We start from the raw sequence: 25,494 nt of genomic DNA, 5'->3' as shown, positions 1-25,494 counted from the left end.
CCGTAAGTTACAAACAACCATCCGTTAGGCCATTATCAGGAAAAAGGCAGCCTAACCCGCTATCATAAAGTTTGTAAACAAAACACAAAGATACAAATGGAGGTCTATTATGGACAAGCAACCTGTCGTAACTGTTGACAACGTTACGAAAACCTATGGTAAAAAAGGGGAAAAACAAACACCCGCATTGAAAGGTGTCAGTTTCGAAGTACAACCCGGTGAATTCGTCGGCATCATGGGCGCATCAGGTTCAGGGAAAACGACCTTGCTTAATATCCTTAGTACGTTAGATACACCGACTTCTGGCTCCGTTTTGATCAAAGGTGCTGACGTCACAAAATTAAAAGGAGATGCCTTATCAGATTTTCGAGCTAAAAAAATCGGTTTCATTTTCCAAGATTTTAATTTGTTGGAGAACCTAACTGGCCGCGAAAATATTGCCCTACCGCTCGCGTTGCAAAATGTGAGTGCGAAGAAGCAGGCGGCGGCTGTTGATAGCATTGCCCAAACATTAGGAATCAATGAAGTGCTCGACCACTATCCAACGGAGTTATCTGGTGGTCAAAAACAACGAGTTGCCGCTGCCCGGGCATTGGTGCAGAAGCCAGATATCCTGTTCGGGGATGAGCCGACGGGTGCTTTGGATTCCAAGTCAGCCCGTGAGTTATTGGATACCATGGAACAGTTGAATAAGGAACAGGATGTCTCTATCTTGTTGGTCACCCACGATCCGTTTTCGGCTAGTTATGCCAGCCGTATTTTGTTCATTAAAGATGGGCAAATCGGTTCCGAGCTGGTCCATGGTGATAAGAGTCAGGAAGCCTTCTATCAGGAGATTCTTGACACACTCGGCACATTTCAAAAGTAAGGGGCGTCGTCTATGTTAACGAAACTTGCACTCGGCGGCCTGAAGAACCGCTTCCGCGACTATGCGGTTTTATTCTCCGGTCTGGTTATCGCCAGCGCCGTTTTCTACATGTTCATGTCACTTGCCACAAACACAAGCTTTTTAAAGAAAAATTCACCGATTGGCTTTACACCATTTATTTTTGGTTTCGGTGCGGTGCTACTGGCCATTATCACATTGGTTTATATCGTTTATGCCAATAGTTTTCTACTTAGCATGCGCCAACGCGACTATGCGATGTTTATGATGCTCGGTGCAAAAGGGCGAAAGATTGCGCAACTGATTTTCCTTGAAACCGTGGCAATTGGTCTTTTAGCAACAGTTGCCGGTATTTTGGTCGGGATGGTCGGCACAACCTTTGTGGGACAATGGCTCATTAACACCCTACATGCGCCGGCAACTGGCTTCTCAGCGTTTTGGCTACCAGCCGTATTGTGGACATTAGGTTTCTTCATTGTCTTATTCATTCTGTCGGCGTTCTATAATGCTGGAAAGCTATTGAAAACCCCAATGTTAAGGTTGTTGCATCAAGCGCAGACACCAAATCGAATCAAACAACGCAAAGGGATTTTCGTCTTACAGATTGTCTTGGGACTGATTTTGCTTGCGGTTGGCTATTACAGCATGTATGCCATCGCCAAAATCGGGATTATGGCGATTCCATTGGCCTTGGTTACCATTGTTCTAGGAACCTATTTCCTGTTTAACTCAGTCTTTGTCGCGCTGATTGGCTTATTGAAGCGAAACCACAAGTTTGCGGCCAAACAGTTGCACACGTTTACCTTGTCGCAGTTGAGTTTCCGGATTCGGGACTATACGCGGATTTTATCCGTGGTTGCCATGCTGTTTGCTTTAGCTTTAGGAGCGATTACTGTTGGCCTTGGCTTTACGCATGATATTCCGGATTTGGCGAGTCAGGCGACCGCCTACGATTTAACAGTTGCCTCGCCAAATGCTGCGACTCGTGCGCAAATCAGTCGGTTGCAGGATGTCACTGCTAAGCAAGACTATACGATTAAATCGGATGCCAAAACGGTTTACATCAGCCAGCAAGCTCTCGATGCCCATCCGCTTGAAATCAAAGCGAATGACGGAGGACTTGATACGCCGAATATTAAAGTCACGAGCCGCAACTTTGCGGAAATGACTGAACGTTACCCAAGTTCTTTTGGTATTTTTATCGGCAATAATCGAGGTAAACAAATGAAAGTCGCAGATGCCGCGACCTTCGCGAAGCTCGGGAATGCAGAAACTTTGACCACGTTTAAAGTTAAGGATTTCGGTCAAAACTACGACACGATTCAGAAAATTGTCGAGCTGCAAAGCAAGCAATATCCGCGATTATGGAGCAGTAACGGCGATCAGAAGTTTATGATTTATGCGCTAGTGAACAGCATGTTCTCTGGCCTCGCCTTTATGGGCTTCTTCCTCGGCATTGCTTTCCTCGGCATGTTAGCTTCGACGCTGATGTTCAAGATTCTATCTGGGGCCAATTATGACAAGAGTCGTTATCTGATGTTGCAGAAAATCGGGGCACGACCGCGTGCATTGCGACGCTCAATTCGGCAAGAAATCGGAGCCTTGTTCTTACTCCCAGGTTTCGTTGGCATTATCCACGTCTTGTTTGGCCTTCAGCTTTTTAAGACCATGTTGCGCGCACCATACGGGCATCTTGCGTTACCATTCGGTTTGTTCATCGTTCTGTATGCACTCTATTATCTGGCGACAGTTTGGATGTACCAGAGCATTGTGATCAATAAGAACTTAGCGGAAAAAGCCTAAAGAAAAGATCCTTTAGGTCGCACTATAGGCTGGAACATAATTCTCAGCTGACAATTAAAAGCGAACAATTTTCCTAATATCGGGAAGTTGTTCGCTTTTACCTGTTCATGGATTATTATTGTGATTTTAAAGACCGGAGTTTGGCACGGCAAGAAGGTTGAGCCTACCATCTTTGTTTTCTTGAAAAATAGCAGGTTTGAACGCATAAAGTTAACCGGCTAAAACGTCGTGTGCAGACATCTATTGACAGATGAACAACATAAAAATGCCCTTAGAGACTGGTTTTGTCTGAAAGGGCATTTTTATTTGCTCGACAATACAAAAGTGGCAAAAGGTTCGGTTTGGACAAACTATGCTTCAAACTCGTTATAACTCAATACTTTAATGCCTTCATCAGTTAAAAGAATTTTACTGATGGAGCCGTTGCGAGGCGAATCGGTGACCACATACCCATCATTTTTGCCGAACTTATCGACGATGCTGCGAATGGTCGTGCCGTGGCTGACCATCAGGACTTTATCACCTTCATGGTTTTCGGCCCGCAACTGGCGGAAGCCTTTCATCAGCCGAGTCCAGTAAGTGCGCGCATCTTCGGCTTCGTGGAAAGGATCAGCATCGTGCATGAAGTCTTTTGAGGCGTCAACCCCATATTTTTCCAAAATTTCTGGATAGGTCTTGGCACCATGCGGGAAGCCGACTTCATACCAAGTTTTGCTAGAATCTTCACCCTCAAAATAGCCATAAAATTGTTCGCGAAAGTATTGGGTGACGGTTAGCGGAATCTTGCCAGTGACGTTTTTGCTGAGAATCAGATCGGCCGTGCGAGTAGCTCGCATGGTGTCGCTGCAATAAGCGTGTGTGAAGGCCACGTTGCGTAGAATGACACCCGTTTTAGTACCATCTTTAATCCCATTATCGGTTAATGGCGAGTCACACCAACCCTGCATTTTATTAAAATGGTTGAACCATGTCTGACCATGGCGCACCAGATAGACTGTGATGCCTTTCATTGTATTCATCTGCCTCCTCGGAAGTTAATTGCTAAGACTAGTTTAGCATAGAAAAGCATGGTGGTTATGCTTAAAGAGCATCTTGAACAACGCCGCAATCAGTCCTAACGTGTGCTATTCTTTAATTATTCAGTGAATCACATGCGGAGGTAGCAGGATGGCAAAAGGGTTGTTGATTGTTAATTTGGGATCGCCGGTTTCGCCGGAGACAAAGGATGTACGGCGGTATTTACGGGAGTTTCTGAGTGATCAGAACGTCATCACAATGCCTAAAGCCCTGTGGCAACCGATTTTGCGCGGTTTTATTTTACCCTTTCGCAGCTGGCGGTCGGCAACTTTCTATAAGCATGAGTGGACCCAAGCTGGCTCGCCATTGATTGCCTATACGCAGGTGACCCGGGATCGGCTTCGCGAGCGGCTGCCTGACTGGGATGTGCAGATGGCGATGAACTATGGCGGCGAGTATCCGATTGGCGAAACGCTGCAGACGATGGCAACGCGTGGTGATGCGCCGATTGTGGTGATTCCGCTGTTTCCTGAATACACGCAAAGTACGACGAAGACTATTTTGGATAAGGTCGCGGCTTCAGGCGTGAAGACCGTGGTTATTGACCGTTTTTATGATCATTCAGACTATCAAAAGATTCTTGCACAACAGATCGACGATGCTTATGAAGCGGGGGCGTATGATACCGTTATTCTGAGCTATCATGGCATTCCGACAGCGATGGTGCGGCATGGTGATCCGTATCAACAGGAATGTGAAACGACCACAGCAGGTGTGAAGCAGTATCTTAAGAAAGTGCCCCAGACTAAGGTTGAGATGTGTTATCAGTCAAAGTTTGGCCCGGTTCCTTGGTTGAAACCATATTTACGCAATCGGTTAATGGAACTGGCTGCTTTGGGTAAGCGCAATGTGTTAGTGGCAACCCCAAGTTTTGTGGCTGATTGTTTGGAAACACTGGAAGAAAATAATGTCCAGAATTATCAAACATTTCGTGCTAATGGCGGCAAAAACTTTGCGACTGTCCGACCGATGAATGGTTGCGAGCCGTTTTGTGACTTTTTAGCTAAGTTGGCTGAGGATAAGATTGCGGCGGAGGCGAACCATGGCAAGGCCTGATGAACGCTTAACAGTGCAACGCGAAAAACGCAGTCTTGATGACATTAACCGCAGCGTGCAGGTGCCGAGTGTTTATGAATCTTCGTTTTTTCAGAAGTTTCTGGCATACAGCGGGCCGGGTGCCTTGGTTGCTGTTGGTTATATGGATCCGGGTAACTGGCTAACGGCACTTGAAGGTGGCAGTCGGTATCACTACGCCTTGCTATCGGTACTCTTGATGTCGATTTTGGTGGCCATGTTCATGCAAACGCTGGCGATTAAACTTGGCGTGGTCGCACGATTAGATCTGGCCCAAGCAATTGCCGCATTTATTCCGCACTGGAGCCGCATCTGCTTATGGTTGATCAATGAGGCAGCTATGATGGCCACGGATATGACTGGCGTTGTGGGGACGGCGATTGCGCTAAAACTGCTGTTTGGCCTGCCTCTGATGTGGGGAATGCTCCTAACCATCGCTGATGTGCTGGTTGTTTTATTATTCTTACGATTTGGCATTCGCCGAATTGAGTTGATTGTGCTGGTATCGATTCTCACAGTCGGCATCATTTTCGGCATTGAAGTTGCGCGAGCCGATCCGTCAATTGGCGGGATTGCTGGCGGTTTTGTGCCACATACGGACATCCTGACGAATCATGGCATGTTACTGCTCAGTCTCGGCATCATGGGCGCCACGATCATGCCACATAACATTTACCTGCACTCTTCACTAGCCCAGAGTCGCAAATACGACGAGCATATTCCGGCACAGGTGACCGAGGCACTGCGGTTTGGTAAGTGGGATTCCAATGTGCATCTAGTCGCCGCTTTTCTGATTAATGCCTTGCTATTGATTCTTGGGGCAGCGCTGTTTTATGGCGTGGGCGGCCATGTGACGGCTTTTCAAGGTGTCTATAATGGGTTGAAAAATCCGATGATTGTTGGCGGGCTGGCTAGTCCGTTAATGAGTACATTATTCGCATTTGCGTTGCTCATCACGGGCTTGATTAGCTCGATTGCAAGCACCTTAGCAGGGCAAATTGTGATGGAAGGTTATCTGAACATTCGCATGCCATTGTGGGAGCGGAGGTTGCTGACGCGGCTTGTGACGCTCATTCCCATCATGGTGATTGGCTTCATGATCGGTTTTAGCGAACACAACTTTGAGCAAGTTATTGTCTATGCACAGGTGTCATTGAGCATTGCCTTGCCATTTACGCTTTTCCCGTTGGTGGCCTTGACGAATCGGCGTGATTTGATGGGTATCCACGTTAATTCGCAACTCGTGCGGTGGGTCGGCTATTTTCTGACGGGTGTGATCACCGTTCTAAATATTCAGCTGGCCATTTCAGTCTTTGTTTAAACGATTATACGCAAAAATGGCCACGGTGATGTCATACCTCCATTATTGAGGAACATCACCGTGGCCGTCTTTTGTATGTGTAAGCTTATCAAGTTAAAAAGTTGTCTTTTTTCAATAGCTGCCCTTGATGACGAAAAAAGACCCCCGAATGGTGCCAGCAAGCTTCGACTTTTGCCGGGCAAATTTAAACTTGCCTTCAAGCTCAGTCGGCACCGCCATGCCATCGCTAAGTTTAAAGCCAACCGCGCGTTTTTTGGGGTCGGACAGGCTATACATCACGTTGATGGCTAATCCGTCTTGATAGTAAACCTCAACCCAGTGCAAATCCGGTAAGTTCAAATCGCTGACTTCCAAGGGCTTGGCGGAAATTTGCAAGTCGCGTTCGGCAAGAATTTCATTAACCCACGCGAGACTGTCAGGTTTTTCGGCAGCCGGATAAGTGATATAAGGTTCCTTATACTTATTCCAGATGTAACGCGCTTCATTTGCGCGCAATCCTGCCAATGCTGCAGCAACAGGCGAGCTTTCAAGACCAATGGTGCTGACCGTTTTAAAATCAACTGTATAAGCCATGCTTTCATACTCCTTCGTCAGAAAAACGCGTCGCTAACTGCTGCGCGTTCGGTGATATTAGTCGTTAAAAGTCCCATTTTCAACATCAGAAATAAATTGCTTCAAATGTTTGAAGTAAACTGGGGCGTTATCAATCATGTGATGGTGGCCGCCGTCTGGGGTGCTGACCAGTCGGGCATGTGGGATAACCTCAGCCATACGTTGGGCTGACTTCAGTGGCATGGTTTCATGTTCGCCGAATGTGAGCAAGGTTGGCACCTTGATATTGTGAATCTGATCACTGATATCCCAGTTCTTCAACTTACCGGTCACAACAAACTCATTGTCGCCTTGGAAAGCATTGTAGACAGGCGTGGCCATGGTGCTAATCAGGTGTGAAATTGCTGGTGGCTGTTTGCGATCAACATAACCGCGATTGAGGACATCCACATATTTCTGATACTGCGGGTCGTCCCAGTTACCAGCTTTTTCAATTTTCTTCATGTACTTAACCGCTGACGGCGGCAAAGCTTCTTCACGGACGAGGTTGATATGATCAACGTATTCGTTGATGTTGTCGACCATTGAAGAGATAATTGCGCCTTTAAGATGCTGACCATATTTCAGGGCATATAGCTGGGTTAAGGCACCGCCCCAGCTTTGGCCGATGAGGTAAAAATGATCCAGACCCAGCTTTTGGCGAACTTCTTCTACTTCGCCAAGAAAGTAGTCAGTGGTCAGGTATTTTTTAGCGATTTCCGGGTCGGTATAATCCGGCTGATCGGAATAAAACGAGCCAAGTTGGTCGTACATATGTACCTGAACGCCAAGATCGGCCAGCTCTTCGCCAAAGTTTTCCCAATACTCATGAGTGCCACCAGGGCCGCCATGCAAGCAAAGAAGATGGATATCGCCTTCACCTTGTGTGTTGGTCCACAAATGATACCCATTGTCTAAGGTCAGGATTGTTGTCCCTTGTTTCATTTGATCACCTTTTTTTCTTAGAATAATCTCATTGTACCACGCGATGCGGTGAGCTTTAATTCAATTTCTCGACTTGTTCGCGAATGTCGCGAATCACGTGTTTGTCACCGGAAAAGATTAAATGATCGCCGAGATGAATTTAAGTGTCGCCATGCGGTGCAACGAACTTTTTATTGCGATAGATTTGACTAACGGTAATGTCATCAATAAATGGCAGATTTTTCAATTCAAGGCCAGCAAATCGCGAGTTGCGCACGGTGATTTCGTAAATGCCAGCAACGGTGTCATCTAGAATTTGCAAGGTTGACGGCGTTTCAATGAGACTCCGCAACAAAGCAACATTTGCCTCTAAGGCGTTAAACACTTCGACACCTTGGGCTCGCAAGCGATCATAGCGATCACTGGTAGCATCTTTTGGAGCGAATCGCGCAATGATCCGTGGCACTTTTTCGGCTAATGCCATGGTCGCGAGATCGTAGTTGGTGTCCGCATCGAAATCGCCAAGAACCATGATGTCACAGTCATAAGCAGCAGCGGCTTTCAAAGCGGATTCGGTATAGGCTGCCAAGGCAATGTTGATTTCTGAATTATACGTGTGGTAATTTTCTGGCTTATCTGTCAACAGTTTTACTTCATAGCGATCAGGACTGAGATGTTGGGCAATCGGTACTGTCAGCAGATTGCCACCGATGAAGGTCACTTTTGTCTTTTTAAAATGTTCCGGTTCCGGCTGGAAAAAGGTGTTGAAGAGAATTGGGCCGGCGACACAGGCAATGACAGCGGCGAGGGTGAACGCGCCGGATTGCTGGTCTGATAAAATATCGAGATTGCGGCCAACTGTCAGGGTCGGGATGACCAGCGTGATGGTCGTGGTCAGCAAGAAACCGCCAGCCAAGGCATTTTGAGGCTTAAACCGCCGGCGCAGCACTGGGATCAAGCCAATCTTAGCAATAAAGAAGCCGATCAGAACTAGTGGAATTAATGAAAGACTTTTTGGGTCGGCAACCAGTGCTTTTAGATCAAGATTAGCGCCGGTGACAATGAAGAAAATAGGAATGAAGAACCCATAACCTAATGAGGTCAACTTATCCTGCGTTTCTTGCCGGGGACCGAGCAGTTTCATCACCATGCCAGCTAGGAAGGCACCGAGAATTGATTCGGCGCCGACCCGTGATGCCACAGTGACTAAGGCAAAAACCAGAAAGAAGGCCAGCCGAATGTCTAACTGCGTTGTACTTTTATCAATGGTGGCAAGGAAGCCGTAGATGCGCTTAAACCGGCTCAGGAGGAATAAGGCGGCAAGCAGCAACAATAATAATAGCCACAAATTACGATCCGATTTGCCTGCTAACGCTGAGTAAACCGTCAAACTTACCAACGGCACCACTTCACCAAGGGCGGCAATTAATAAAATAGTTTGGCCAATCGGCTGATGCAGCAACTCTTTTTCCTTCAGCGCGGCAATCACGACACCCAGCGCGATGGTGGTGAACAAAATCGTAGCAAAAATCGGATAGTTAAAGAAGTGAATGAGTTGCAGGAAGTAGCTAAACCCGAGACTAAGCACGATGACAGTCAAAAATCCCGTGATTGCTAGCATGACCGGGTTTGGCTGCTTGGGTCCATCAGTTGTTTTGGGCTGGGGCTTGAACAGCGAGAAGTCAATTTCCATGCCGGAAAGAAAAATCAGAATGGTGACACCCAACTCACTCAGCGAGCCCATCTCACCACCAGTCCTGACCCAGCCTAAGACACTTTTGCCTAGCACAATGCCAACCAAAATTTCCGCAACAGCAGTCGGGATACTATTAATATGAAAATGTGCCATCAGCAGCGGCGTCAAAAACGCCGCCGTGAGCACAATTAATAACGAAATGGATTCCATAATGTCCTCCAATCAGCGATAATAGATGGGTCAATGGTAACGAAAAGTGCGGATAAAAGAAAGGAAATATCATGTCACAAAATAATAAATCAAAAAAACAAGGGCAGGGGTTCTTCAATCGGCGCTCTGTCATCGTTGGTACATGCGTGTTGCTAGGTCTTTTGATTAGCTTACCATTCAAGCAAATATTATTAGGCGTCGCGATTGGCTTGGCGGTTGGGTACGTGCTTGAAGCATGGACGCCGTTGTTGCGGGGAAGGCTTTAGACCGCTTCCATTGATGGCTAGTTTGAGCAAGGCCGTGTGCAATTGTCTTTCTATCTCAGTCGGAGGATGCTCGATAGTCCGAGTTGGCGGAGCGGCGATGGACTCAGCCGTGAAATTGTTGTTGGCGGTTTACCGCCTACAACAAGGCCAGACTTTGAAATCGCGCGGGTTTTGCGCGAGTTCAAAGCTGTGCCCACGGCGTTCCAGCCCAATCGCCGCGTAGCCAGCTCGGACTTACGGTGTTCTGACGCCTAAAATAGAATCAGATTGCGCCACAGTCTCTTCTACTCAAGCTCTTTTGCTACCAAGACGCATAAGTGATAAGATGTTATAACGATTATTTAGTAACCGTTAAAGGGGATGACGTCGTGGCTGAGAACGAACAAGCAAAAGAGCAGACACATTTGACAGGCATCATGAAGGAGCTCTCCGGTGCCGAAAGCCGTCTTTCAAAAGAGATGGCTAAGACAAAGTCTGAAGAGAAGAACATCAGTGACAACTTCTTCAATGATTTTTCCTTGAACTTCACCGACTACGCTGAAACGATTGAAACTGCGGCCTCAATCCAGCAACAGCAACGCGTGCTTGATGAGCGAACCAATGCGTGGAAGCAAAGCGCGCAGCAACTCGCGACTGTTAAGCGGTTGATGGGCAATCCGTATTTTGCGCGGATTGATTTCCAAGAAGGCCGGGAAAAGCCGGAGACGATTTATATCGGCTTAGGTTCCTTCACCAATGAAGCTGGTAAGTTTCTCATCTACGACTGGCGCGCGCCGATCAGCTCAATTTACTATGATGGCGGTTTGGGCAAGGTTACCTATCAAACGCCTGATGGCCCGCAACAGGTCACGGTTTCTTTGAAGCGTCAATTTGTCATTAAAAACGGCAAAATTCAGACAATGTTCGATACTACCGAAACCATCGGCGATCAGATGCTGCTGGAAGTGTTAGGCGAAAAGTCAGACACCCAAATGAAGACGATTGTGACCACGATCCAGCGCGAACAGAACCAGATTATCCGTGACACCAAAGCGGACTTATTGTTTGTGCAAGGCGCAGCTGGCTCCGGGAAAACCAGTGCCGTGTTGCAGCGGGTCGCTTATCTGCTTTATCGGTACCGGGGCAACCTGAGTAGTAGTCAGGTGATTATGTTCAGTCCTAACCAACTTTTCTCTGACTACATCAGCAATGTTTTGCCAGAACTTGGCGAACAGAACATGGTGCAATTCACTTATTACCAATATGTCACGCGACGGTTACCACACATTGACGTCCAAAACCTTTTCTCTCAGTTCGAGCAACAGCTAACCCCAGTTCAAAAGAAAATTGCACGTGTCAAAGGTAGCTTAGACTTTTTTGAGACAGCCAAGAAATATGCGACAAGTCTTGAAAAATCAGGCTTGCGCTTCCGTGACATTCGCTTCCGTGGTGAGGTGTTCTTTTCACGCCGGCGGATTCATGAAATCTTTTATAGCTACAACGAAAATTATCACATGGGCAATCGCCTAACCGCCACCAAGGAACGGCTGATCAAAATGCTCAATCGGAAAATTGAATCCGAAATGAAATCCCAGTGGGTGCAAGAAGCCGTTGAAAATCTAAGCGGTGAAGAGATTCGCTCCATGCAACAAGACGGCCCGAAAGAGTTTAAGAATAGTGATGACGAATATCGGTTCTTCGCCCGCCAACTGGTGATGCGTGGCTTCAACGAAATTCAACAAGATATTGTCCGTAATCGCTTCCTTAATATTCGCGGACAGTATGTTAGTTTCTTGCGTGAAGTACCAGCTATTTATGACCTCGAAGCCGAGGGCATTAGTGCTGATGACTGGCAGGCAGAAGTCGATCATTTTATTACCTTATTTAAGGAACGCCAACTACCAATGGCAGACGCAACGCCATATCTGCACTTGTATGATTTGATCACTGGTCGCCATGGTGAACGCGAGATGCGGTATGTCTTCATTGATGAAATTCAAGATTACACACCATATCAGCTCGCCTACCTCAAGGACAGCTTCCCGCGGGCGAAGTTTACGTTGCTAGGCGATCTCAATCAGGCTATTTTCACAAAAGACGATTCGCGGACGCTGATTAACGAAACCAGCAAGCTGTTTGATCCAGAAAAAACCCGCGTCGTGCAGTTAACCCAAAGTTATCGGTCTACCAAACAGGTCACCGACTTTACGAAAGCGATTCTCACATCTGGTCAAAAAATCGTGGCGTTCAATCGCCAAGGACCATTGCCAAAGTTGGTCGTTCGTCCAGATGAAGCCGGGTTGATGGCGGCCTTGCAGGATCAATTGAAAATTAACAATGAAGCGAAGCAGACAACTGCGGTCATTGCGAAAACGCTGGAAGCCGCAGAAGCCATTTATGAACAAATGAAGGCGGCTGGCATCAAAGTAACTTTGATCAAGTCTGAAAATCAACGACTCGCGGCCGGCGTCATCGTTGTTCCAAGCTTTTTGGCTAAGGGGCTCGAATTCGATGCCGTTGTGCTTTGGCAAATCAATGCGGCCAATTACCATGAAGAGGATGAACGTGAGTTGTTATACACGGTGGCGTCCCGGGCCATGCATCGACTAACCATGCTGGCTAGTCCTGATGTGACGCCGTTGTTAGACAAAGTACCGGCTGACTTGTACGAGCGGGGGTAAACAGATGGTCAAAATGCATGACACCTTAGCTGTTTCTAGTTATCGTGTTTTTCCAGGTATGATGAATGCGCATCAGACATTGTTTGGCGGTCAGATCTTTACTTGGATCGATGACGTCAGCTCAATTGCCGCACAACGACTCGGCCGCCGTGGTTTAGCGACTGGCTCATTGGACATGGTGCATCTGGCAGCACCGGTTAAAATGGGTGATGCACTGGTCATTAAGTGCATGGTCAGCGGCGTGGGTCACCGTTCACTGGAAGTTTTCATTCAGTTAATTGGTGAACATCTAGCCACTGGCGAACGCTTCCAAGTCGGCACCGCCTTTGCAACCTTTGTAGCCCGCCACAAAGAAGACGGCCCACTGCCGCCGGTCGAAGCAGAATCCGAGTTTGAAAAGCGCTTGCTAGCCGGTTACGATGAACGACGCGCCGACTATCGGAAAATCAATGCTAGCTTCGGCGAGGTGCCGTTGGATTGAAAGCTTGGATTTTGAAAAGTTTAAAAAAGATCGTCAGTCCAGAGACCAGAACAGTTTGACTAGACGCGCCATTAAAATGCATGATAAATGAGTCTGTAAAAAGGCTACCGTTTTCCAGTCGCTAGCCTCTATGAACCAACAACGCCGTCAACAGCGGCTCGGAATTTACAAATAGCCATCCCAAGGCGGTTAAACTTTAGGGATGGCTATTTTTGTTACTTGTTTTCGGGCACGCTTGGCAAACCCGTTTTCGCGCGGTAAAGTAAACCATAAATCAACTCCCGCACAGTGCTGCACATATGCGGATTCATTTTGAAAGAAGGACGATTATTTTGGCAAAACGATATGTCGGTTCATGTACCACGGTGCTTGTTGGCAAGAAAGCTTCAATTGATGGCTCCACGATCATTGCCCGAAACGAAGACGGTGAGTCACCATTGCATCCGCAGAAATTCGTGTACGTGAAACCTGAAGATCAGCCGCGTCACTATCAATCCGTGCTCAGCAAGTTCGCGATTGATTTGCCGGCCGATCCCTTGGGCTACACGGCCACCCCGGAAGCAGAAGACGGCCACGGTATCTGGGCGGCAGCAGGGATTAATAGCGAAAATATTGCCATGACCTCAACCGAAACGATTACAACCAATAGCCGTGTCCTTGGTGTTGATCCGCTGGTGGCAGCGGGGATTGGCGAAGAAGACATGCCAACGATCGTTCTACCGTACATTCATAGCGCGCGGGACGGGGTTCAACGCTTGGGCAGTTTGCTTGAACAATATGGCACATACGAAAGCAACGGGATCGCTTTTGCTGACAAAGATGAGGTTTGGTACTTTGAAAGTATTGGCGGCCATCATTGGGCAGCCATCCGAATTCCCGACGATGCCTATGTGGTGGCGCCGAACCGTTTCAATATCACCGATTTCGATTTTGCTAGCGATGACACGATGAGTAGTGCCGATCTGCGCGATCTGATTGAAACCTATCACCTCAATCCAGATGCGGAAGGGTACAACTTGCGCCACATTTTCGGCTCCGCCACGATCAAGGATACCCGTTACAACAACCCACGTGCCTGGTACGGTCAGAAGTACTTCAACCCTGAATTCGATACGACACCGATCGATCAGGATCTGCCATTCATTTGCCGGACTAGCAAAAAAATCAGCATCGAAGACGTGAAGTTTGTGGAAAGTTCCCACTATGAAAATACGCCATACGATGTTTACGGCACGACAGGCACCCCAGCACAGAAGAAGCTTTATCGGCCAATCGGCATCAACCGTAATCAGGAACTGCACATTTTGCAGATTCGCAACAATGTGCCAGCTGCAGTTGCCGGCATTCACTGGTTGGCATTTGGCCCGAACACCTTTAATGCCGTTGTACCGTTTTACGCTAATGTCAATGACACACCAGCAGCATACCGCGAAACCGGCGACAAGTTCGATGTGACGAAAATGTACTGGCTAAGCAACCTGTTAGCAACGTTTGGTGACTACGACTTTTCGTTATTTAAAGATCAGGAAGATGTTTTTGAACAAAAAACAGTCGCCGCTTGCCGGCACTTGCAGCTCACAACTGATGAAGCTGTCAAAGATGCCAAGGATATTGCCGATCATCTGACAGCTGCCAATGAGCAGATGGCAACGATCGCCATGGCCAACAGCAATGAGTTGTTAGGTCAAATGGTGGCGGCAGCAGCGCCAAAAATGAAGTTACAGTTCACCTTGCACGACTAGGTGATGACTGGCACCAATTGAAGGCAAACAAAAAGCGCTTGATGAAGAGCGCTCTTTGTTTGCCTATTTTTGACTACGATGGCGATACCGATTAAATTGGGTGGTCGCGCGAATTAAGAAGAGTGGCATCAACACTATCAATAAGATGCCAACAAAGACGATAATGCCGGCCGTGGTGCGAAACCGTGCGAGGACAAGCAGCCAGATACCAAAGCCAGTGCCACTGACACAAAAAATGACCAGTAACACATACCATGCCCAGTACCAAAACGGCGATGGACTGCGGCGGAATGTTGGCACGAGGAAAAGGGCCAGCAAAATCGATAAAATAAATTTTCCAATTTGGTTAAGCATTCAGCGTGCCTCCTTGGATGTTAGGCAAATGCGTACTTCCTCAATGTTAAAGTTCCTGATAAGGCTTTTCGGCATTACGCTTGGCCGTCCGAATATGACGCAACTCGCGGATGTAAGCCCCATATTTGATGATAGCACGCACGATTAAGCCGAAGCCAAGCGAGAAAATGCTTAGTCCGACGATGATCGCCACCCCACAAACCGGTGAGGCCGTCGCGGATTCGAACAACAACCAGCCGCCACCGCCTGCAATCGCGCTAGTAAGGATGAGCGTGATGATCAGTCTGAGTGAATTGGATCGTAAGGCACGGTCTTGTTTAAAAGTGGGCGCTAAAAGTGGGGCAATTACGCCATCTAAAATCGGTTCAATGAAAAAGGAAAGGAGAAACTCGCCTACTAGTTCAAGCATTGCTGGCACCTCCGTCAGTGTTCGAGCTGGCATCGCGTCGTTTTGATAGGTTGATTGTGAAGATTTTTTTCTTTGTTGTCAAGAAAAGGATTGGCCGAACAACTGGGGCTTTCTATGCTAAAATGAGAACATTAAACGCAAGGAAACGGTAAGTTATGCAATCCGAAATGAATTACTATAAATTTGATCGTGCAGAATGGTCGCAATTCCATTCCCAGAACTTCACCAATGTCACTGATGAAGAGTTGGCGCAGTTGCGATCATTGAATGATGAAATCAGTCTTGATGATGTCAAAATGATCTACTCACCATTGCGACACCTGATTCACATCCGCTATGAGGATTATCAAGGCGATATGTTCACCTTGAGCCGCTTTTTAGGGATGCAACGAAATCCGCACACACCATTCATCATTGGTATTGCTGGATCGGTGGCAGTTGGTAAAAGCACCACCGCGCGCTTGCTACAACTGTTGCTGAGCCGGGCTTATCCGGAAAAACGCGTGCAACAGATGACGACAGACGGTTTTTTATATCCTAATGCTGAGTTAGAACGCCGGGGTATTCTCGATCGTAAAGGCTTCCCTGAAAGCTATGATATGGAACTTTTAATCCATTTCATGAACAACGTCAAAAATGCGAGCGGCGCTTTGCGTGCACCAAAGTATAGCCACCAGATTTACGACATTGTCCCAGGCGAATATGAGCTGATCGATCGACCAGATATCCTGATTGTCGAAGGAATCAACGTGCTCCAGCTGCCAAGCAAGCAGCCAATCTACGTCAGCGACTACTTTGATTTCTCGATTTACGTTGATGCCAATCCCGACCTCATTGAACAATGGTATCTGGAGCGTTTCGGCATCCTGCTCGACACGGCCTTCACGGATCCGAACAACTATTACTATCAATACGCGATTGGCGACCGAGCCGATGCCTTCGCAATGGCGCGGCAAGTTTGGCGCGATGTGAACCTCAAGAACCTGAATGAGTACATCCTGCCAACCAAAAATCGTGCTGATATTATTTTGCACAAAACAACGGGACATGAAATTGACCAAGTTTCGCTGCGAAAATGGTAAGATATGGCTGATAAGTCAGTTGAAAAACAGCTGGCTAGCAGTGTCGGACACGCCAGGTTTTTCTGAAGCTTATCGCTGGCAACGCTTAGATGAGAGGCTTCTCACCCATGATTGACCGACATGTGAAAACTCTGTAAAATTAGTTCATTCAAACAAGGGAGTGTGGCGGACTGTGGCAAATGACCAGAACAAGGATTACGACAAGATCATCGTCCTCGATTATGGCAGTCAGTATAATCAATTGATCACCCGGCGAATCCGGGAATTTGGGATTTACTCTGAATTAAAGCCTCATACGATCACGGCAGCGGAAGTCAAGAAGATTGCGCCTAAAGGCATTATCTTCTCAGGCGGCCCTAACAGTGTGTATGACGAAGGCGCGTTAGGTGTTGATGAGGATCTTTTCAAGCTCGGCATTCCGATTCTGGGTGTCTGTTATGGCATGCAGCTGATGGCACAACGGCTCGGTGGGAATGTTGAACCGGCTGATAACCGTGAATACGGCAAAGCGGACATTGAAGTCACCGATGACAGCGCCAAGCTTTTCCGCGATTTGCCAAAAGATCAAACCGTCTGGATGAGCCACGGCGACCTCGTGACCCGCGTACCAGAAGGCTTCCGGCGAACTGCAACCAGCATCAACTGCCCAATCAGTGCCATGGATGACGATGATCGTAAATTCTACGGTATCCAATTCCATGCTGAAGTTCAAAATACGCAATATGGCCATGAAATCCTCCACCATTTTGCCTTCGACATCTGCAAGGCTGAAGCCAACTGGAGCATGGACGACTTCATCACCAAACAAATTGACAAGATCCGGGCAGAAGTCGGCGACAAGCGCGTTCTCCTCGGCCTTTCCGGCGGGGTTGATTCATCCGTTGTCGGCGTGCTCCTGCACAAAGCCATCGGCACCCAGCTGACCAGTATTTTTGTTGATCACGGCTTACTGCGTAAAGGCGAAGCCGATCAAGTCATGGAAAGCCTCAAAGGCAAGTTCGGCCTGAACATCATCAAGGTCAACGCCAAAGATCGCTTCCTCGGCGACCTCAAAGGGGTTACTGATCCTGAAAAGAAACGTAAAATCATCGGTCGCGACTTCATCGAAGTTTTCAATGAAGAAGCAGCCAAGCTCAACGGCATCGATTTCTTAGCCCAAGGCACGCTCTACACCGATGTGGTTGAATCCGGTACCGACACCGCCCAGACCATTAAGTCTCACCACAACGTTGGCGGCCTGCCAGAAGACCTCAAGTTCAAGCTAATCGAACCGCTGAACAAGCTCTTTAAAGATGAAGTCCGCGAACTCGGCGAAAAACTCGGCATGCCCCACGCCCTCGTCTGGCGTCAACCATTCCCTGGCCCAGGCCTCGGCATCCGCGTCATCGGCGAAGTCACCGAAGATAAACTCGAAATCGTGCGCGATTCCGATTATATCCTCCGTGAAGAAATCGCTAAGCATGGCTTGGACAAGGACATTTGGCAATACTTTACCGTCTTGCCAGGCTTCCGATCCGTCGGTGTCATGGGCGATGGCCGAACCTACGATTACACCATCGGCATCCGCGCCATCACCTCAATTGACGGCATGACCGCCGACTTCGCCCGGATCAACTGGGATGTCCTACAGGAGATCTCAAGCCGGATTGTGAATGAAGTTAAGAACGTTAATCGGGTGGTTTATGATATTACTTCCAAGCCGCCGGCAACGATTGAGTGGGAATGACCGGTATCAAAAATTAGAAAAGCTAAGCTTGGGTAAAACGCGCTTAAACCGTGGTTCCCAAGCTTTTTTGTTTGTCGTTTTTGCTTTTTAATATCGTGTAAGTGTTCCTTATTTGTGGGAGATTATGTGGGATATTTTAAAAATCAAAAAATCCCATATAGGAATTAAAAAAACTTATCGATACTATTAAAAACATTTAGACTAGCGGCTTTTGTTGAACGGGTGTAGTCGGCTGTCATTTGAAGATTCTTGTGACCAAGATAGTGCATGACATCAATTTGCGGTTTGTTGGCAGCAATCGCTTGTGTTGCAAAATAATGTCTGAGCAAATGTGGGTACACTTCAATGCCGGACTCATTGCTTACCCTTCGCATCAATCGATTGAGATGGGTGGGGTGCAACGGGTTACCATCATTGTTAAGCCACAGCCAATGTTTCTCAGCTTGAATATGGTTCCTTTGCCTTAGGTTATTAGCCGTGACCATTGCATACTTCAAATAATCAACGGTTTTGCCAAATGCCCATATGGTTCTGTACGATGATTTGGTCTTGAGCGGGGCACCATTAAGCTCATTTGTGTTGCGCTGCATGTCAATCGAGATTTGCGCGACATCGGCATCGTTGATTTGATCGTGGGATATTTTGATGGACTCATTTCGAAGACCCATCACTTCTCCGCGGCGAAGTCCGAGCGTTGCAGTGATGATCAAGGCCATTTCGTACTTATCCATAGTTATCTTTGCCGCATTTAGCCACAGTTCAAATGAATGTGGTTCTAAGTCCTTATTTCGAGGGGCTTTCCCATTGATCTGCATACCTCGAAGCCGATTTTTGTCGATGACATCCTCAAATTCAGCAGCATTCATGATGCTCTTCATGACAGCATCAATAGTATGGACAGTTGTTAACGCTAGACCTGATTGTGATAACTCATCGAGAAAACGCTGATATTTGGCTCTTGATACATCTTGTAGAGGTGTTTTGCCAAATGCCGGCTTGAGATACTTTGAATAGAAGTTCTTGTTCGCTCTTGCTGTTGATTCACGCCAGATACCCATTTTCATTTTTCGCTTTGCCATTTGCTGGTAATATTGATCAACGGTCATTCTATGACTCAAAGACCCTGAAACTTCTCCGCGAGCAAGCTTTGCCTCAAATTGTTTGATTTCAATATCAGCATCTTGCCAATGGATGAAACCGGATTTGGAGAATTCTTTTCTTTCTCCCATAGCATCATCATAGGTTCGTCTGACACCAAACCTTTTTCCTTTTTTGGTCTGGTATTCATACACCCCGGGATGGCGTTTGTACGGTGTCCATTTTGGCATGATAATACCTCCAATTTGTCTATTAAGTTGATTGATTTGTACATAAATTCAAACGTATGTTCGTTTTACCATTAAAATAATAGCCCTAGGTAAGGGCGTTTTAATTGACCTATTTAACAGTCGGTAAGTCATTGCGTTGCCAATATTTCGTAGCAAAGGCAGGAACATTTCCATCCGAGAAGCCTTTCAAATTCAATTCGTTTAGTTTTGATCCTTCTAAGTCCGCTGTCATGGCTTTTAGCTGACGTGTGTTGCCTCCAGCGTTTTCGTATGGATAAGTAACCATAACAGCTATATTTGCAAAGCTGTTACCCTTGGATTTTTTAAATGCCTTCCAAACTGACGCGATGTCAGCATGCATCGTTTTGACTGCATATTTGTCGTCCACGCCACTGTCTTCTTTAACCGTTACAAGAACGGTTTTTGATTTGGGGTCATCATAAACACCGCCTACTTCAGTGACTTTCAAATCAGGCTCATAGTGCTTCAGCATCGCTTTTACCGATCTGTCACTGTTCAATTTATAAACTTTTTTAGAAGGAGCGGGGGGCTCAGAAAATAAGTAATTAGTACAGCTGATTGCACCCTTAGCTAGAATTATGATTGCTACTATAAGAAGCCAAAATTTCCAACTTTTCCAAAAAGGCTTTTTAATATCTCGATGAGATCTCCTAGTTTCGTGTTCCATTTTTAATCCTCCAAAGTATCAGCTTTTACATTTCTCCGTATCTGAACTGATTGATATAGTAGAGAAGATTAAAAATCCTCCCATTCATTTTTTGGTGGTTCAGTGGTACCAACTTGACTATCATTATTTGAAACAGGTGATTGAGATTCATGCTGCTCTTTGTTCGCAATTTCTGGAACAACTTGATCATGCACAAAATCGATTAATGTATCACGGTTCCAAGTGTCTATTCCGGCCTCTTGTGCCAATGCTATAGCGCTGGGAGTAAAGTAGTTATTTGTTATGACAACTGCCTTATCGACTTTGTAGAATTCTTTTCCTGATATTGCCTCTTGGAGAGCTTTATTACCAACGGGTGAAGAATAATGCTTGCACTGGAATCCGTATGACGTTTTCCCCATCTTGGCTAGAACGTCAATGCCTTGATCTCCCGAAGAAATAGTCACATTAACATCTTCAAATCCCAGCTTTTCTAGCATTCTTCCACAATAATTTTCAAATTCTCGGCCATTCAGCTTGTCGATTCTCTTTATTTCCTTATTAACAATTATACTAATAGCATCTTTATTTGTTCTTATCAGGTCTTGCTGCTCGTTTTTAAGTTTTTTGATCTTTTCCTCTAAATTCGATATCTCATCATTAAGATCATCTTTACTAGCCTTTGGCTTGACGGGCCGAAAAGCAGGCGATGGATTTGCGTATACAAAATCGTCTGACGTTTCTTTTTGTTTTGCTTTTCTGCGCTTAATTAACCAAATACTAATGATAACAAGTACCAGTGATATTGGAATTGCCACATACCAGTAATAGATAAACAGAAATAGAATCAGCACAATTCCCAAACAACCCAATAAATTATCCAAAATGCCACCGCCTCATCAAATACATTCACTTGTTGCGTATAAAAACTTCCCAATGATTTTGAAATCTTGAATCCCGTCTTTGGGGAATACATATGGTTTAAAAGATGGGTCCCATGATGATGGCTCAAACATCACCGCCAATGACGTTTCTCTAAATCGCTTTATGGTAGCACTTTCTGAGTCGATCATAACGGCAACTATATCACCGCTTTCTGGTTCTAAATCTTTCGAGAATACCGCTGTATATCCGTTGGGAATTTCTCGATTCATGGATTCGCCGTCAACTTTAAGCGCGAATAGGTTCTTTGCTCCGTATCTTTTAGCAAAGCTCTTAGGAACATTTATCTGACCGATAATATCTTGTTCAGCCCACTTGGCAACGCCGGCTTGAATTTCTCCATAAACCATAACCGGCTGGTCAGCTTCTTCGCTTGATACGGGAATAGCATTGCTAGGAAGATCGCTTGACTTTTCAATGTAACCAGCCATTTTCATCAATTTAGTAGTGCTGACATTGTAAAGTTTTGCGAACTCTTTTAATGTTTCAGCAGATGGCGTGAATGGCTTGCCATGACTATTAATACCTTTTTCGGCTTGAGCTATTGCCGCATGGCTGATTCTCCCGTGTGAACGTTGGGAGGCTTCACGAAGCGACATGGTACCGCGCAACTGGCGCAAATAATCGCCTAATTCTGACATGACTAAACCTCCTTGTGATTATTGTATATCTAACTATACAAAAAAACTTTTGGTTTTATGTATATATTGGTTGACAGCGTGTATACCTAGGTATATTATTAATTCATAAGCAAGAAGGGAGGAACAGACATGAGCAACAGCTTGCGTCATTATCGCCGAGAAAAAGAGATGTCTCAGTTAGAACTAGCAAAGCAAGTTGGCGTCACTCGCTTAACCATATCCAATATTGAAACAGGAAAAACAAAGGATCCGGCGACTTCAATTACGTTGAGAATTTCTGAAATTTTGGGTCATAGCGTTGATGCTATTTTTGGTAGCGAAAATGTAAACCTTGATAAACACATTCCCGCCCAGCGAGAGGAGGCAGTCAAATGAACCGACAGCAAATGATCGAAGCGCTGATGAGCTACCGAGATGATAAGCCCAAAGCTTTTTGGGAAACCATGGACGATGACATGCTCGAAATGGCAATCAGTGCTGAAAGGGAACGTGCAAGGAACGAAATGATTGATTACCTTGCTACAGCTTAATTATCAATCTAGGCGTTGTATAAGGCACCTAAAAAAATAGACGAAAGAAGGCGTCACATGGCAGATACAAAATACCCGCGACAATTATCGCTTGCAATTGAAACATCTGGGCTAAGCAAACGGTCCATCAGCAAGAAGTCGTTTTTATCCGAGAGCTCAATTGGCAAATATGCGTTAGGTCAGCGGAGCGTTGATCACGAGAAGAAAAAATCGCTGTGGTCACTTTTGAAAGGAGTTCGCTTAGGACTTTCTTCAGCCAGAGCAGACTTTGGAACCATTTCGTTCATGAACAATCCACGAATCAATGAAGATGTTTTCGCTGCTACGACTACGGCAGATCAAGAGGAGTCTGAAAGAAAAGCAATCTGGACTGACTTCAAGAATGCAATCAAGGTTCCAGAGGAAAAGCGAACGCGACAGCAACAAGAGACTGTCACAACGGGGTTTAAGGAATTGGTTGAAGAGATTGCTTCAGAACAAACCGAATTAATTGAACTTGCTGAATATGGCGGCATTGATCCACAGCCTTTCATTGACAAATTTAACCAAACGTTTGGAGGGTAACAAAAATGCAGAACATGAAGCAACGAGAGCACAAGCGTACTTTTATTACTCAGACAGAGGCCGCTCGCATGTTTGACGTCACGCCATTTAGTGCCAAGTGGAGAAAGATGAGACAACAGCCTGACTTCCCACAATTGCACTATATGACCAATGATCCGAGAGAACGAGGGACATTCAAGATTTCCGAGATTGAGGATTATCTAAACAACTTGTAGGAGGTCTAACAAATGCTAGAAGCAATCATGTCGGTGCTGTTCGACCCATCATCAGCCTTTTGGAAATATCTGCTTGTCGTTCTCGCTGGCATCATGATCGGCGCCACAGCAGTAGGAGGCTGGAAACAATGGACACGATAAAAAGAGCACAAAAAAATCCCATGGCTGCAACCACGGGAAGTCAACAATATTGCAGATATTATTATGTCTCAAGTTTATCACGGAAGGCGGTTGATGACCATGCTTGATTACAACACAGCGGTTCTGAACGAGTATCAACGACGAGAAGCGCTTGAAGATAAGGCTATCGCTGATTGGGAATCCTATCACGGGACCGTCTTGCCCAAAGATATGGATATCGAACAAGCGGAGGAGTTCTTGGCCACCGCCGATGAATATGAAGTTGATACAAAGAAGCCTTGGTTCTATCAAAGCTGTGCTACATCGCGTTATGAGGGCGCCTTTAACAAAGACAAGGCGAAGGAATACTTGAAAGATTGGATCAACATTCACGGCCCTGAGCGATTCTTAAAAGACGCTGCTAGTTCTACGTATCCAAAAGCAGAACTGGTTGAGATTTTCTTCGGCGGTGACAGCTTAGACATTATCGATTTCATGAAGAATCAAGGATTCCAGGAATGGAAATAGGAGGAGCAGCATATGACGACACAATATGACCTAACAAAAATGCCAGTTAAGAAACTGATTGAGACGCAAACGATTAAGAATAAGTTTGCAGCGCTTCTGGACAAACGGGCACCACAGTTTCTTTCATCGATTGCCAGCGCGGTAAGCCTTAATCCAAGCTTAGCCAGAGTTGATCAGTTAAGTGTTATCAACTCGGCCATGGTAGCAGCAACGCTCGATCTTCCGGTTAACCCGAGCTTGGGTTTTGTCTACATCGTTCCATACAAGAACCAGGCGCAGCCACAGATTGGTTATAAAGGCTACATCCAATTAGCTCAACGATCAGGACGGTATCAGCGCCTGACTGCTTTACCAATTTATGAAGATGAGTTCAAGAGCTGGAACCCACTAACGGAGGAACTTGAGTACACGCCGAACTTCCACGATCGCGAAGCAAGCGAAAAACCGGTTGGCTATGCCGCGTCGTTCAAACTGACTAACGGTTTTGAAAAGATGGTCTATTGGACATATCAGCAAGTCGATGATCATCGCAAGCGTTTCAGCAAATCTGGTGGTGGCACGGAGCCCAAGGGCGTTTGGAAAGACAACTACGAGGCTATGGCCCTGAAGACGGTAATCAAATCGCTGCTGACTAAGTGGGGTCCAATGACAACCGACATGCAAAGTGCGGTCAGTGCCGATGAAAAACCAGTCGAAGCTGATCCAGAACTGAAGGACGTTACCCCCGAAGATCCTAACTCTATCGAGGATGCACTTAACGCTCCTGCTGAACCAGTCACAAAATCGGAGGTGAAGCCAGATGCTCTTAAGCCAGACATTACCCACGACCCAAATGCAGGAAAACAACCAGAAATCTTTGACGGTCAACAAGGATAATTATTACTCGCTGGATACCAGTTTCAAATATCAGTCTGCTACCTGGTTTAAGAAGTTTCTGACATGCGAAGCAGAAGCGATGGCCGAGTTGCAAGGTAAATGGACACCAAAAGGCGATCCGACTGCCTTGCTGGTTGGAAACTATCTACACAGCTATTTTGAATCCAAGCAAGCTCATGAGTCTTTTATCAAAGGACACCCAGAGATGTTCTCAACTCGTGGATCATCAAAAGGACAACTGAAAGCTCCGTATAAACAAGCTGATGCCATGATTAAAACACTTGAAGCTGATGAGAATGTTCAGCGACTTTATCAGGGCGAAAAAGAAGAGATCCTGACCGGTGATCTGTTTGGGGTCGAGTGGATGGGCAAGCTGGACTGCTTCGACTCCACAAAGTCATTCTTTTTGGATCTAAAGACCACACAGTCGCTTCACAAGAAGTATTGGAAACCAGGAGAACGTCAACCAACCAGCTTCATTGATGCCTACAACTATCAGCTTCAGATGGCGGTTTATCAGGAGCTGATTTACCAAAATTACGGAACGCGACCACGAGCATTCATCATCGCCGTGACCAAGGAAGACGTACCCGACCATGCCGTCATCGAAGTGCCACAGTACCGTATGGACGAGGCGCTGGAAGAGATCCATGACAGCACCGAACACGTTGAGGCGGTTAAATCCGGTCAGGTGCGGCCACATCGATGTGAGGCCTGCGAATACTGCAAGGCAACTAAACGAGTCGCCACAATTATCAGCATGGACGAGCTAGTCGAGTAG

Annotated in this window: 27 protein-coding genes and 1 pseudogene; 18 read left to right on the top strand and 10 right to left on the bottom strand. The window is 46.3% G+C overall.

Features of this window, described 5'->3' with window-relative positions; genetic code table 11:
- Positions 1 to 109: 109 nt before the first annotated feature.
- Positions 110 to 868, top strand: a complete 759-nt coding sequence (locus tag LBPC_RS10005; RefSeq protein ID WP_003566323.1) for an ABC transporter ATP-binding protein — start codon at positions 110 to 112, stop codon at positions 866 to 868.
- Positions 869 to 880: 12 nt separating this feature from the next.
- Positions 881 to 2,689: an FtsX-like permease family protein gene (locus LBPC_RS10000; RefSeq protein ID WP_003585113.1), complete on the top strand. Its 1,809-nt coding sequence runs from the start codon at positions 881 to 883 to the stop codon at positions 2,687 to 2,689.
- Positions 2,690 to 3,039: 350 nt separating this feature from the next.
- Here the strand turns inward: LBPC_RS10000 and LBPC_RS09995 are convergent, their stop codons facing one another.
- Positions 3,040 to 3,699: a histidine phosphatase family protein gene (locus tag LBPC_RS09995; RefSeq protein ID WP_003566320.1), complete on the bottom strand. Its 660-nt coding sequence runs from the start codon at positions 3,697 to 3,699 to the stop codon at positions 3,040 to 3,042.
- Positions 3,700 to 3,856: 157 nt separating this feature from the next.
- On the opposite strand from LBPC_RS09995, the gene hemH reads away from it, so the two are divergent.
- Both hemH and LBPC_RS09985 read left to right on the top strand, forming a co-directional pair.
- A complete protein-coding gene (gene hemH / locus LBPC_RS09990) occupies positions 3,857 to 4,822 on the top strand; it encodes a ferrochelatase (protein WP_004561994.1) in 966 nt (321 codons plus the stop codon).
- Entirely contained in the window at positions 4,809 to 6,161 is a 1,353-nt protein-coding gene (locus LBPC_RS09985; protein ID WP_003575726.1) for an Nramp family divalent metal transporter, read from the top strand. Before hemH ends, LBPC_RS09985 begins: the two co-directional genes overlap by 14 nt.
- 111 nt (positions 6,162 to 6,272) lie before the next feature.
- On the opposite strand, the gene LBPC_RS09980 is transcribed toward LBPC_RS09985, so the two are convergent.
- From LBPC_RS09980 to LBPC_RS09970, 3 genes and pseudogenes are all read right to left on the bottom strand, one after another.
- The gene (locus tag LBPC_RS09980) at positions 6,273 to 6,734 is read right to left on the bottom strand and encodes a hypothetical protein (RefSeq protein WP_003566313.1); all 462 of its coding nucleotides are present in this window, start codon (positions 6,732 to 6,734) and stop codon (positions 6,273 to 6,275) included.
- A 57-nt stretch (positions 6,735 to 6,791) separates the two neighbouring features.
- A complete protein-coding gene (locus LBPC_RS09975; protein WP_004561995.1) occupies positions 6,792 to 7,697 on the bottom strand; it encodes a proline-specific peptidase family protein in 906 nt (301 codons plus the stop codon).
- 55 nt (positions 7,698 to 7,752) lie between these two features.
- Positions 7,753 to 9,582, bottom strand: a pseudogene (locus tag LBPC_RS09970) (monovalent cation:proton antiporter family protein).
- 71 nt (positions 9,583 to 9,653) lie between these two features.
- Between LBPC_RS09970 and LBPC_RS09965 the strand changes: the two are divergent.
- The 4 genes from LBPC_RS09965 (at position 9,654) to LBPC_RS09950 (ending at position 14,731) form a co-directional block, all read left to right on the top strand.
- Positions 9,654 to 9,848: a hypothetical protein gene (locus LBPC_RS09965; RefSeq protein ID WP_003591253.1), complete on the top strand. Its 195-nt coding sequence runs from the start codon at positions 9,654 to 9,656 to the stop codon at positions 9,846 to 9,848.
- A gap of 368 nt (positions 9,849 to 10,216) precedes the next feature.
- Positions 10,217 to 12,508, top strand: a complete 2,292-nt coding sequence (gene helD / locus LBPC_RS09960) for an RNA polymerase recycling motor HelD (protein ID WP_003566303.1) — start codon at positions 10,217 to 10,219, stop codon at positions 12,506 to 12,508.
- A gap of 4 nt (positions 12,509 to 12,512) precedes the next feature.
- Entirely contained in the window at positions 12,513 to 12,989 is a 477-nt protein-coding gene (locus LBPC_RS09955) for an acyl-CoA thioesterase (protein WP_004562001.1), read from the top strand.
- 332 nt (positions 12,990 to 13,321) lie between these two features.
- Complete coding sequence (locus tag LBPC_RS09950; RefSeq protein ID WP_003570749.1) at positions 13,322 to 14,731, top strand: C69 family dipeptidase; 1,410 nt, start codon at positions 13,322 to 13,324, stop codon at positions 14,729 to 14,731.
- 63 nt (positions 14,732 to 14,794) lie between these two features.
- Here the strand turns inward: LBPC_RS09950 and LBPC_RS09945 are convergent, their stop codons facing one another.
- Both LBPC_RS09945 and LBPC_RS09940 read right to left on the bottom strand, forming a co-directional pair.
- Positions 14,795 to 15,085 (bottom strand): hypothetical protein, encoded by a 291-nt coding sequence (locus LBPC_RS09945; RefSeq protein ID WP_003575717.1) that lies wholly within the window; start codon positions 15,083 to 15,085, stop codon positions 14,795 to 14,797.
- Positions 15,086 to 15,131: 46 nt separating this feature from the next.
- Positions 15,132 to 15,494 (bottom strand): hypothetical protein, encoded by a 363-nt coding sequence (locus LBPC_RS09940; protein ID WP_016376525.1) that lies wholly within the window; start codon positions 15,492 to 15,494, stop codon positions 15,132 to 15,134.
- A 155-nt stretch (positions 15,495 to 15,649) separates the two neighbouring features.
- On the opposite strand from LBPC_RS09940, the gene coaA reads away from it, so the two are divergent.
- Complete coding sequence (coaA, locus tag LBPC_RS09935) at positions 15,650 to 16,576, top strand: type I pantothenate kinase (RefSeq protein WP_003566294.1); 927 nt, start codon at positions 15,650 to 15,652, stop codon at positions 16,574 to 16,576.
- Between the two features lie 172 nt (positions 16,577 to 16,748).
- A complete protein-coding gene (gene guaA / locus LBPC_RS09930; RefSeq protein ID WP_004562007.1) occupies positions 16,749 to 18,302 on the top strand; it encodes a glutamine-hydrolyzing GMP synthase in 1,554 nt (517 codons plus the stop codon).
- A gap of 164 nt (positions 18,303 to 18,466) precedes the next feature.
- Here guaA and LBPC_RS09925 read toward each other — a convergent pair whose 3' ends face one another.
- The 4 genes from LBPC_RS09925 to LBPC_RS09910 all read right to left on the bottom strand — a co-directional run bounded on the left by LBPC_RS09925 (position 18,467) and on the right by LBPC_RS09910 (position 21,880).
- Positions 18,467 to 19,630 (bottom strand): tyrosine-type recombinase/integrase, encoded by a 1,164-nt coding sequence (locus LBPC_RS09925; RefSeq protein WP_004562008.1) that lies wholly within the window; start codon positions 19,628 to 19,630, stop codon positions 18,467 to 18,469.
- Between the two features lie 109 nt (positions 19,631 to 19,739).
- Positions 19,740 to 20,318 (bottom strand): hypothetical protein, encoded by a 579-nt coding sequence (locus LBPC_RS09920; RefSeq protein ID WP_004562009.1) that lies wholly within the window; start codon positions 20,316 to 20,318, stop codon positions 19,740 to 19,742.
- Positions 20,319 to 20,386: 68 nt separating this feature from the next.
- Positions 20,387 to 21,181 (bottom strand): restriction endonuclease, encoded by a 795-nt coding sequence (locus tag LBPC_RS09915; RefSeq protein ID WP_004562010.1) that lies wholly within the window; start codon positions 21,179 to 21,181, stop codon positions 20,387 to 20,389.
- A gap of 15 nt (positions 21,182 to 21,196) precedes the next feature.
- The gene (locus LBPC_RS09910; protein WP_004562011.1) at positions 21,197 to 21,880 is read right to left on the bottom strand and encodes a helix-turn-helix domain-containing protein; all 684 of its coding nucleotides are present in this window, start codon (positions 21,878 to 21,880) and stop codon (positions 21,197 to 21,199) included.
- Between the two features lie 129 nt (positions 21,881 to 22,009).
- Here LBPC_RS09910 and LBPC_RS09905 point away from each other — a divergent pair, with 129 nt between their 5' ends.
- From LBPC_RS09905 to LBPC_RS09880, 8 genes are all read left to right on the top strand, one after another.
- Positions 22,010 to 22,255, top strand: a complete 246-nt coding sequence (locus tag LBPC_RS09905) for a helix-turn-helix transcriptional regulator (protein WP_011674686.1) — start codon at positions 22,010 to 22,012, stop codon at positions 22,253 to 22,255.
- Positions 22,252 to 22,410, top strand: coding sequence for a hypothetical protein (locus LBPC_RS17035; protein WP_004562013.1), 159 nt, complete (start codon positions 22,252 to 22,254; stop codon positions 22,408 to 22,410). The genes LBPC_RS09905 and LBPC_RS17035 overlap by 4 nt, the downstream gene beginning before the upstream one ends.
- Positions 22,411 to 22,467: 57 nt before the next feature.
- The gene (locus tag LBPC_RS09900; protein ID WP_004562014.1) at positions 22,468 to 22,974 is read left to right on the top strand and encodes a hypothetical protein; all 507 of its coding nucleotides are present in this window, start codon (positions 22,468 to 22,470) and stop codon (positions 22,972 to 22,974) included.
- A 5-nt stretch (positions 22,975 to 22,979) separates the two neighbouring features.
- Positions 22,980 to 23,189: a hypothetical protein gene (locus LBPC_RS09895; protein ID WP_004562015.1), complete on the top strand. Its 210-nt coding sequence runs from the start codon at positions 22,980 to 22,982 to the stop codon at positions 23,187 to 23,189.
- Between the two features lie 12 nt (positions 23,190 to 23,201).
- A complete protein-coding gene (locus tag LBPC_RS17410; RefSeq protein WP_004562016.1) occupies positions 23,202 to 23,330 on the top strand; it encodes a hypothetical protein in 129 nt (42 codons plus the stop codon).
- Positions 23,331 to 23,429: 99 nt separating this feature from the next.
- On the top strand, positions 23,430 to 23,837 hold the full coding sequence (locus tag LBPC_RS09890; RefSeq protein WP_032781208.1) for a host nuclease inhibitor: 408 nt from the start codon (positions 23,430 to 23,432) through the stop codon (positions 23,835 to 23,837).
- 12 nt (positions 23,838 to 23,849) lie between these two features.
- On the top strand, positions 23,850 to 24,713 hold the full coding sequence (locus LBPC_RS09885; protein WP_004562018.1) for a recombinase RecT: 864 nt from the start codon (positions 23,850 to 23,852) through the stop codon (positions 24,711 to 24,713).
- Entirely contained in the window at positions 24,694 to 25,494 is an 801-nt protein-coding gene (locus LBPC_RS09880; RefSeq protein ID WP_080543878.1) for a 5'-3' exonuclease, read from the top strand. Before LBPC_RS09885 ends, LBPC_RS09880 begins: the two co-directional genes overlap by 20 nt.

Source organism: Lacticaseibacillus paracasei subsp. paracasei (genome assembly GCF_000829035.1).
GTDB classification, from domain to species: Bacteria; Bacillota; Bacilli; order Lactobacillales; family Lactobacillaceae; genus Lacticaseibacillus; species Lacticaseibacillus paracasei.
The sequence above is the reverse complement of the archived record's forward strand: the minus strand, read 5'-3'. Positions and strand labels throughout refer to the sequence as shown.